Origin of the sequence: Synechococcus sp. H60.3, from assembly GCF_047462295.1 — a bacterium.
Lineage (GTDB): Bacteria > Cyanobacteriota > Cyanobacteriia > Thermostichales > Thermostichaceae > Thermostichus.
In genome coordinates, this window is record NZ_JANSIY010000127.1 from 4797 (window position 1) to 6417 (window position 1621).

Annotated in this window: 1 protein-coding gene and 1 pseudogene; one reads left to right on the top strand and one right to left on the bottom strand. The window is 61.9% G+C overall.

What is annotated here, in order from left to right; all coding sequences use genetic code 11:
- A pseudogene (locus tag NW841_RS11275) lies at window positions 1-867 on the top strand (caspase family protein); the annotation flags it as partial.
- Here NW841_RS11275 and NW841_RS11280 read toward each other — a convergent pair.
- On the bottom strand, window positions 864-1535 hold the full coding sequence (locus NW841_RS11280) for a DUF1614 domain-containing protein (protein WP_414364121.1): 672 nt from the start codon (window positions 1533-1535) through the stop codon (window positions 864-866). The pseudogene NW841_RS11275 and the gene NW841_RS11280 sit on opposite strands and share 4 nt — an antisense overlap.
- Window positions 1536-1621 lie beyond the last annotated feature (86 nt).

A 1621-nucleotide genomic window follows, 5' to 3' on the forward strand; every position in this document is an offset into this window, starting at 1 on the left:
AGCTGGATGGAGACAGCTAACCCGCGCGAGCGCCAGGTGGATTGCCTGCTGGGCCGCATTACTCCAGAAATGGCCGCTGCCTTTCAAGCAGACGCTCTGCCCAAGCCTTTGGAAGTCAACGGCTACAGCCTCTTTTGGCCGGGGCGAGAATTGCTGCTCAATTCCTGCGGGCCGGCTGGGGAAGCTGCGGCTATGGCGGTGCAACGGCTGGTGCCTCGTCTAGCCCATCTGCTGGCGGCCAAACGTCTGCGGGCTACCCTCAACGCGGCTACCTCGCCGCTGGCGGTGGTGGGGGAATTGTCCACCAGAAGTAAAGCCCCCTTGCGGGCGCCACGGTTTGCCCAAGGGGCCTCTGCTCTTGCCGAGCCAGGCATCCCACGCTTTATGCGCGGGGATCCCTTGCACCTCATCCTGCGCAACGAAGGCGAGCAGGATCTGTTCGGCTACCTGTTGATGGTTGATTCCAGCGGGCAACTGCACCTGTTGGCTCCCGTGCCCCAGGAGGACTTTGCCCTGCCACTGCGTCTAGAGGCCAAGGGCAGCCTGACTTTGCCACCCCTGCCTGAGGTGGCCGGTGAGTCGCGCTCTGCCGTCAATCCCGATCTGCTCACCTGCCATGCCCAGGGGTTGACTGAGCTATTGTTTGTGGCCAGTACTCGCCCCTTGTCGGCCAGCTTGGAAGCCCTCAAAGCCATGGTCCGTCAGCAGGGGATAACCCGTTCGCCGATGTTGCTCAGCAAACCGCTGGAGTGGACGCAGATGCTGCTAGAAGAGCTGACCCGTCGTCCGCCCGAAGGGGATCCCGATCTGCGCTGGCTGGATCCCAGCCAGGCTGTTACCCTTTCCCTCACCTATTTGCTGGTCTAGCTCAGCAGCAGGGCAAACAGACCACAGAGGGCAATGCCATCGAAAACGCCGGCCCCGCCAATGCTGAGAATGCCCGAGCAATTGCGCCGCAACACTTCCGGCAGGTGCAGCAGATCGGCTCCAATCACCGTGCCCAAAACCCCGCCGGCAAAGGCCACCGCCGGCGCCTGATCCCCAGCCCAGAATAGAGCGGCTAGGGCTGCCGTGGCCGGGGCAATCAGAGGATTCATCTGAATGCCGATCCCGGGCACCACGTGGGAAGCGTAGTAGCTGACCACCGTTACCAGTGCCGTTACGGCCAGGATCAACAGCCCATCCGCCCGCCCAAATTGGTACAGGGCCAAGAGCACCGGGATCAGCCCTCCACCCACGTTGAGGGCAACCACCGTCTCCTGGGAGATTTTGGCCAACGGGATCCCCCAAAATTGCCGCATCCACAGGCTGGCCAGGTCCTCTACCAGAGTTACCTCGCACTTGACGCGATAGAGAGGAATATTGACCGAGCTGCCCACCAAGATGGCCAGCAGCAGCAACAGCGCCCCCTCCCGCGAGAACCCCAGCTTCCCCACTGCCAGCGCCACCACGTCCACCGCTAGCCCCAGCCAGAGGAAGGGCAGCAGCAGCACCAGCATCAAAAACAGCAACAGCGAGAACGGTAGGTAGAACATGGCAGGGATCCCCAGCTTTCCTCCAGCCTACCAGGACTCGGTTCAACTTTTCTTGGCCTCAGAGGGCAAGTAAGAAGTTAGGTTTG